7 protein-coding genes are annotated in these 7495 nt (G+C 72.6%); 1 reads left to right on the top strand and 6 read right to left on the bottom strand.

Features of this window, described 5'->3' with window-relative positions:
• The 3 genes from kdpB to kdpF all read right to left on the bottom strand — a co-directional run.
• A partial coding sequence (gene kdpB, locus J0670_RS24440; RefSeq protein WP_207813808.1) for a potassium-transporting ATPase subunit KdpB occupies positions 1 to 1950 on the bottom strand: 1950 nt, incomplete at its 3' end.
• Positions 1950 to 3611 (bottom strand): potassium-transporting ATPase subunit KdpA, encoded by a 1662-nt coding sequence (kdpA, locus tag J0670_RS24435; protein ID WP_207813807.1) that lies wholly within the window; start codon positions 3609 to 3611, stop codon positions 1950 to 1952. The genes kdpB and kdpA, both read right to left, overlap by 1 nt.
• 1 nt (position 3612) lies before the next feature.
• Positions 3613 to 3702, bottom strand: coding sequence for a K(+)-transporting ATPase subunit F (kdpF, locus tag J0670_RS24430; protein ID WP_207813806.1), 90 nt, complete (start codon positions 3700 to 3702; stop codon positions 3613 to 3615).
• Between the two features lie 319 nt (positions 3703 to 4021).
• On the opposite strand from kdpF, the gene J0670_RS24425 reads away from it, so the two are divergent.
• Complete coding sequence (locus tag J0670_RS24425) at positions 4022 to 4294, top strand: hypothetical protein (protein ID WP_374223155.1); 273 nt, start codon at positions 4022 to 4024, stop codon at positions 4292 to 4294.
• Positions 4295 to 4308: 14 nt separating this feature from the next.
• On the opposite strand, the gene J0670_RS24420 is transcribed toward J0670_RS24425, so the two are convergent.
• From J0670_RS24420 to J0670_RS24410, 3 genes are all read right to left on the bottom strand, one after another.
• Positions 4309 to 4932: a V-type ATP synthase subunit D gene (locus tag J0670_RS24420; protein ID WP_207813805.1), complete on the bottom strand. Its 624-nt coding sequence runs from the start codon at positions 4930 to 4932 to the stop codon at positions 4309 to 4311.
• On the bottom strand, positions 4929 to 6305 hold the full coding sequence (locus tag J0670_RS24415; RefSeq protein WP_207813804.1) for a V-type ATP synthase subunit B: 1377 nt from the start codon (positions 6303 to 6305) through the stop codon (positions 4929 to 4931). Before J0670_RS24415 ends, J0670_RS24420 begins: the two co-directional genes overlap by 4 nt.
• On the bottom strand, positions 6302 to 7495 hold a 1194-nt coding region (locus J0670_RS24410; protein ID WP_207813803.1), incomplete at its 5' end, for a V-type ATP synthase subunit A. The genes J0670_RS24415 and J0670_RS24410, both read right to left, overlap by 4 nt.

The following is a 7495-nucleotide window of genomic DNA, read 5'->3' as shown; positions in this document are numbered from 1 at the left end:
CAGGGCGTTGAAGATGATCGCCGAGGTGATCGCGGACTGCGGGCTGTGCAGGCCCATGATGTTGAGGTGGTTCAGGCCCGGGTAGACCCCGGCGAACATCGCGGGGATGATCGCGAAGTACTTGGCCACGTCGTTGGCGATCGAGAAGGTGGTCAGCGCACCGCGGGTGATCAGCAGTTGCTTGCCGATCTCCACGATCTCGATCAGCTTGGTCGGGTTGGAGTCGAGGTCGACCATGTTGCCGGCCTCCTTGGCCGCCATGGTCCCGGTGTTCATCGCGACGCCGACGTCGGCCTGGGCGAGCGCGGGGGCGTCGTTGGTGCCGTCGCCGGTCATCGCGACCAGCTTCCCGCTGCCCTGTTCCTGCCGGATCAGGGCCATCTTGTCCTCGGGCGTGGCCTCGGCGAGGAAGTCGTCCACGCCGGCCTCCTCCGCGATCGCCCTGGCGGTCAGCGGGTTGTCGCCCGTGATCATGACGGTTCTGATGCCCATCCGACGCAGGTCCTCGAAGCGCTCCCGGATGCCGTGCTTGACCACGTCCTTGAGGTGGATGACACCGAGGACCGCGGCGGGGGCCGCGCCGTACTGTTCCGCGACGACGAGCGGCGTACCGCCCTCGGCGGAGATCCGGTCGACGACCGGGCCGAGGCCCGGGCCGGGCGCGCCACCGTTCTCCTCCACCCAGCGGACCACAGCCCCGGCCGCGCCCTTGCGGATCCGTCGCGGGCCCCCGTCCCCTGGCAGGTCGGCACCACTCATCCGGGTCTGTGCCGAGAACGCGATCCAGTCCACCTGGCCGATCTCGTCCTGGCCCCGGGCCCGCAGTCCGTACTTCTCCTTGGCGAGCACGATGACGGACCGTCCCTCCGGGGTCTCGTCGGCGAGGCTGGACAGCTGCGCGGCGTCGGCCAGCCGCCCCACCGCGGTGTCACCGGCGGGGATGAACTCGGCGGCCTGGCGGTTGCCGAAGGTGATCGTGCCGGTCTTGTCCAGCAGCAGCGTCGACACGTCACCGGCGGCCTCGACGGCTCGGCCGGACATCGCGAGCACGTTGCGCTGGACCAGCCGGTCCATGCCGGCGATGCCGATCGCGGAGAGCAGCGCGCCGATCGTGGTCGGCATCAGTGCCACCAGCAGCGCGACCAGCACCACGATCGCCTGTTCGGCGCCCGCGTAGGCGGCCATCGGCTGGAGAGTGACCACGGCGAGCAGGAAGATGATCGTCAGGGAAGCGAGCAGGATGTCGAGAGCGATCTCGTTCGGCGTCTTCTGCCGGGCGGCGCCCTCGACCAGGGCGATCATCCGGTCGATGAAGGTCTCCCCCGGCCTGGAGGAGATCTTCACCACGATCCGGTCGGACAGCACCTTGGTGCCGCCGGTGACGGCACTGCGGTCGCCGCCGGACTCGCGGATGACCGGCGCGGACTCACCGGTGATCGCCGACTCGTCGACGCTCGCGACACCCTCGACCACGTCACCGTCACCGGGGATGACCTGCCCCGCCTCGACCACCACGTGGTCACCGAGCCGCAGTTCGGCCGCCGGCACCTCCTCCTCGGGCACCTCCGCGAGTCCGGCGTGCCACGGCGCGGCGACCCGGCGGGCGACCGCCTCGGTGCGGGTGCGGCGCAGCGTGTCGGCCTGCGCCTTGCCGCGCCCCTCGGCCACGGCCTCCGCCAGGGTCGCGAAGAGGGCCGTCAGCCAGAGCCAGGCCGTGATCAGCCAGGCGAACAGGCCGGTGTGCCGAATGGCCGAGTAGGTGGTCAGCGCCGCGCCGACCTCCACGACGAACATCACCGGACGACGCACCATCAGGTGCGGGTCGAGCTTGCGCAGCGCGTCGGGGAGGGAACGGACCAGTTGTTTCGGGTCCATGACGCCCGCCGAGACACGGTGCGGCTCGCGTGGGGGCGGGGCAGGCACGGTGTCCGCCGAGGTCTCGGAGGTCATCACCGCAGCCCTTCCGCCAGCGGTCCGAGCGCCACGGCCGGGAAGTAGGTGAGCCCGACGACGACCAGGACGACACCGGTGAGCATGCCCACGAACAGCGGCCGGTGGGTGGGAAGGGTCCCGGTGGTCGCCGGGACGGTGTGCTGCCGCGCCAGTGACCCTGCCAGCGCGAGGACGAAGACCATCGGCAGCAGCCGCCCGAACAGCATGGCCAGGCCGAGGGCGGTCTCCCACCAGGTGCTGGTGGCCGTGAGGCCGGCGAAGGCGGAGCCGTTGCTGTTGGCGGCCGAGGTGAAGGCGTAGAGCACTTCGGAGAACCCGTGCGGGCCGCTGTTCAGCGCTGCGGATCGCGCGGAGCGGAGGGTCATCGCCGTTCCGGTGCCGACGAGGGCGACCGCCGGGGTGGTGAGGATGTAGAGGGAGGCGAATTTCATCTCCCGACCGCCGAGCTTCTTCCCGAGGTACTCGGGGGTGCGGCCGACCATCAGGCCGGCGACGAAGACGGTGACCACGGCGAGGATCAGCATGCCGTATAGACCGGATCCGGCACCGCCGGGTGCGATCTCGCCCAGCATCATGTTGACGAGCAGGACACCTCCGCCGAGAGGCGTGAAGGAGTCGTACGCGGAGCCGGTCGAGCCGGTCGACGTGAGCGTGGCGGAGACGGCGAAGAGCGCGGAGGCGGGGGTGCCGAACCGAACCTCCTTGCCCTCCAGCGCGCCCCCGGCCGCCTGCAGCGCACTGCCCTGGTGCTGCCACTCGAAGAGGGTCGTCAGGACGGCGGAGGTGATCCAGAGCAGCGCCATCACGGTGACGATCGCGTACCCCTGGCGCCGGTCGCCGACCATCGTCCCGAAGGTACGGGGCAGGGCGAAGCCGATCACCAGCATCAGGTAGACCTCCAGCCAGTTGGTCAGCGGGCCGGGGTTCTCGAACGGGTGGGCCGAGTTGGCGTTGTAGAAGCCGCCGCCGTTGGTGCCCAGTTCCTTGATGACCTCCTGCGTGGCGACGGGGCCGCCCGTGATGGCCTGGGTCTCCCCGCTCAGCGTGGTGATCTGACCGACCGCGTGCAGGTTCTCGACCACGCCGGAGGCCACGAAGACGATCGCGAAGACCACCGACACCGGCAGGAGCACCCGCAGGGTGACCCGGGTGACGTCCACCCAGAAGTTGCCCACCCGGTCGGTCCCGCTCCGGGCGAAGCCGCGGATCAGTGTCGCCACCGCGGCGATGCCCACGGCGGCGGACACGAAGTTCTGCACGGCCAGGCCCGCCATCTGCACCAGGTGTCCCATGGTCGACTCGCCCGAGTACGACTGCCAGTTGGTGTTGGTCATGAAGGAGACGGCGGTGTTCCAGGCGGTCGCCGGGCTCACCGCCGGAAACCCGAGCGAGAGCCAGAGGTGGTTCTGCAGCCGCTGGAAGGCATAGAGGAAGAGCACCGAGACGGCCGACAGCGCGAGCATCCCTCGCAGATAGGCCGGCCACGTCTGGTCGACGTCCGCGTCCACCCCGGCCAGGCGGTAGAGGCCGCGCTCGATCCGCAGGTGCCTGCGGCTCGTCAGCACGCGCGCCAGATGGTCGCCCAGTGGGCGGTACGAGAGCGCGAGCGCGGCCACGAGCGCCAGCGCCTGTAGGAACCCCGCGAGTGCCGGGTCCACGTCAGAACCTCTCCGGGAAGACGAGGGCCAGCACCAGGTAGACGACGAGCGCGCCCGCCACCACGAGGCCCAGGACGTTGTCGGCCGTCACAGTCGCTCCATGCCCTTGGCCACCAGGGCGAGGAGCGCGAACGAGAGCACCGTCACGCCGACGTAGGCCAGGTCCGCCATGGCAATCACGCTCCGCAGTCAGTCGGCTACCTGATCGATGCTCCGAGTCTCGGACGAACGGACCACCCCCGCCGATATCTCCTACGCCATCGGGGCACCGGTCCCCGGGCCGGCGGAGCACGCCCCGCCCAGGGCACCGCGCGGCCCGGACACGGCCGGACGCGTGACCGCGCGCCCCAGCGGTGCCGACGGCATGCTGGGGGTCCGCGGAGGAAGGAGATCCATGGCGCGGCACGCCGGTGTCCACGGCCCGGACCGGCGCCGCTTCGGGTCCGCGTTGCCCGGAGGTCGACATCACCGCGCTGGACGCGGCGGAGGCCCTACGCCGTGAGCTGACCGGGCGCGGCGTCGTCTTCGGCATGGCACGCGACAAGCAGGACCTCCTCGAGGACCTGGAGTCCTACGGCCCGGAGTCCATCGGCCCCGAACTGATCTTCCCCACCCTGCCCACCGCGCTCGATGCCTACCGGGCCTGGTGCACGGCCCACGACGGCGGACCGGACGTCTCCTGAACGACGCGTGGCGGTCACGCCCGGCCGCGCGTCCGCCCCGCGGCCCAGCGGCGGCGGACCGCGTCCTCGTGCTCGGTCTGCTCCACCGCCTGCTCCACCGCGGCGAGTTCGGCGGCCAGCCGCGGGATCCAGTGCCGGCGCAGGGCCCTGATCCGTCGGCGGGTGCGGGCCGCCTCCTCGCCGACCAGCCGGGCCGCCACCCGGTTCGCCGCGTAGGCGGCGGCCGCCCGGATCGCCTCGCGGTAGGCCGCCTCGGCGTGTGCCAGCGCGGTGTTGCCCGGGGCCGGCTCGTGCGCGGCCCGGGCCGCGTCGGTGCAGGAGACTCCGGACGGGTGGCGCACGCCCATGGAGACCGTCCACTCCACGGCCACGTCCGCCCGGTCCGCGACCGCCGCCGCGGCCAGCGCGCCCTCGCCGCTCACCAGGAGTCCTCGCAGGAGCCACGTCTCCGCTTCCGCCAGTCCCTCCCGCCACCTCGCCTCCGCGGTCTCCTCGGCCTTCCGCAGCTGCCGGTGACGTTCCAGCAGCACCCGCAGCTTGCGGTCGAGCAGGTCGGCCCCGCGCACGGCGACGTCCAGGCTGTGCCGCAGCCGCAGCCGGGCCGCCCGGCCCGACGGGGCCCGTCGGCGTGCGGTCATGACGCACCGTGCGCGTCGAGCTGCTCGGACGGAAGCATGGCGAGCTGGCTGCGCGGGAGGGTGAGCAGGACGTTCCAGGCGCGGTCCAGCGCGTCCGCCAACGGCCGGTTCTCGTCGGGCCGCTGGGCGAGGAAGCCTTCGGAGAAGGCCTCGTCCAGTCCGAGGTAGCGCAGGTCGGTCGGGCTCAGCGCCGAACGGCCGACCAGGTCGGCGAGTTCGCGGACCTGCCGGGCCCGGGCGAGCGCGGCGATCAGCTGCGCGGCCACGTCGAGGTGGTCGTCCCTGGTCCGCCCGGGCCCCGCGCCCTTGCGCATCAGCCGGGAGAGCGACGAGAGGGGGTCCACCGGTGGGTACGCCCCCCGGGCGTACGCCTCCCGGGAGAGCACGATCTGCCCCTCGGTGATGTAGCCGGTCAGGTCGGGCACCGGGTGCGTGATGTCGCCGGCGGGCATGGTGAGCACCGGCAGGAGGGTGACCGATCCCGGTCGGCCGCGGATCCGGCCGCAGCGCTCGTACAGGGAGGCCAGGTCGCTGTAGAGGTACCCGGGGTAGGCCCGCCGGGCGGGGACCTCACCACGTGCGGCCGACACCTCGCGGAGGGCTTCGGCGTAGGCGGTCATGTCGGTCATCACCACCAGCACGTGTCGTCCGCCCTCGAAGGCGAGGTGCTCGGCCACGGTGAGCGCGATCCTCGGCGTGAGCAGCCGCTCGATCACCGGGTCGTCGGCGGTGTTCAGCAGCAGCGTCAGCTCGCCCGTTCCGGAGCGCCCTGCGAGCCCCTCGCGCACGAAGGCCGCGTCCGCGTGGGTGAGGCCGAGGCCGGCGAACACCACGCTGAAGGCCTCGCCTCCGCTGACGGCCTGGGCGGCCACCTGCACGGCGAGTTCGAGGTGGGGCAGCCCGGCGGCCGAGAACACCGGCAGTTTCTGCCCGCGCACCAGTGTGGTGAGCACGTCGACCGCCCCGACCCCGGTCAGCACCGGCTCGGCCGGGGGCTCGCGCCGCTGCGGATTGATCGGGGTCCCGCCGACCTCCGCGGTGACGGGGCCGAACACCGGCGGACCGCCGTCGATCGGCTCGCCCCGTCCGTTGCACATCCGCCCCAGCCAGTCCGGGCCGACCGGTACCCGCAGCGGGCCTCCGGTGAACGCGGCCCGGGTCGCGGCCGGGTCCATGCCCGCGGTGTCCTCCAGCACCTGCACCACCGCGAGGTCCCGGTCCACCTCCAGGACCAGGCCGTGGCGCCGCTCGCCCGATCCGAGGGTGATCTCGACGAACTCGTCCCACCCCACTCCGGTCACGCCGCCCATCACCAGGAGCGGTCCGCGCAGCTCCCGCACGTCCGTGAACTCGACCTCACCGGAGTCCGTCACCGCGGCTCCCCGAGTGCGGTGAGCACCGCCGCGCAGCCGACGGCGACGGCTTCGGTGTCGCGCGGCCCGGCCTCCTCACGGGCGCGCAGGAGCGGTGTGAAGTCGGTCTCCTCGACCACCTCGGCCGGTGTTCCGGCGTCGACCAGCTCCCGGCATCGCGCGGCCACCGTGAGCACGGCGTCCGCCAGGGCCGCCGTCTTCTCCGGGGAGCAGTACGCGTCGTTCGCCGACAGCGCGCTCTGCTGGAGCAGCCCCTCCCGGACCAGCCGCCCGGCGAGCACGCTGACCCGCTCGGGCCCCGGAAGCGCGGTGATGCCGACCAGGTCGACCAGGTCGGCCAGCCGGTCCGCCTCCGCGAGCAGTCCGGCGACGCCCGCGCGGCGCTCGCCCCACTCCGGGTTCCCCGCCCGCGCGTGGGCCGCGCCGAGCACGGCGGTGTCGCGGGAGAAGGAGCCGGACCACGAGACCGCCGGATAGTGCCGGGCGTAGGCGAGTTCGCGGTCGAGCGTCCAAAGGCCCCGGACGAAGCGCTCGGTGTGGGCGGTGACGGGCTCGGTCAGGTCCCCGCCGGGAGGGGAGACGGCACCGAGCACGGTGACCGACCCGTGGGTGCCGCCGAGGGTCCGGACCGCCCCGGCCCGTTCGTAGAACGCCGCGAGTTCCGAGGCGAGGTCGGCCGGGTAGCCTTCCTCCGCCGGCAACTCCCCCATTCTGGAGGCGAATTCGCGCAGCGCCTCGGCCCATCGGGAGGTCGAGTCGGCGATCACGACGACGTCCAGCCCCATGTCGCGGAAGTACTCGGCGACGGTCACGCCGGTGTGCACGCTCGCCTCCCGGGCCATCATGGGCATGTTGGAGGTGTTGGCGACCACCACCGTCCGGTCGACCAGCCGACCGCCGGTCCTCGGGTCGTCGAGTTCCGCGAAGTCCGCCATCACGTCGGCCAGTTCGTTGCCCCGCTCGCCACAGCCCACGTAGACGATGACGTCGGCGTCGCACCACTTGGCGATCTGCTGCAGCAGGACGGTCTTCCCGGTGCCGAACCCCCCGGGCACCGCGACCGTCCCACCCCGCGCGACCGGGAAGAGCAGGTCCATCACCCGCTGGCCGGTGTGCAGCGGTTCGGCGGCGTCCAGCCGTTCCCGCACGGGCCGGGGCCTGCGGATCGGCCACTCGGCAGCGGCCCGGAC

It is taken from the genome of Streptomyces sp. FH025 (genome assembly GCF_017427025.1).
Classification (GTDB): domain Bacteria; phylum Actinomycetota; class Actinomycetes; order Streptomycetales; family Streptomycetaceae; genus Kitasatospora.
The sequence above is the reverse complement of the archived record's forward strand: the minus strand, read 5'-3'. Positions and strand labels throughout refer to the sequence as shown.

Coding starts and splice junctions, on each gene's coding strand:
- J0670_RS24420 (WP_207813805.1), bottom strand. CDS start 4,932: ATGACCGCACGCCGACGGGCCCCGTCGGGCCGGGCGGCCCGGCTGCGG.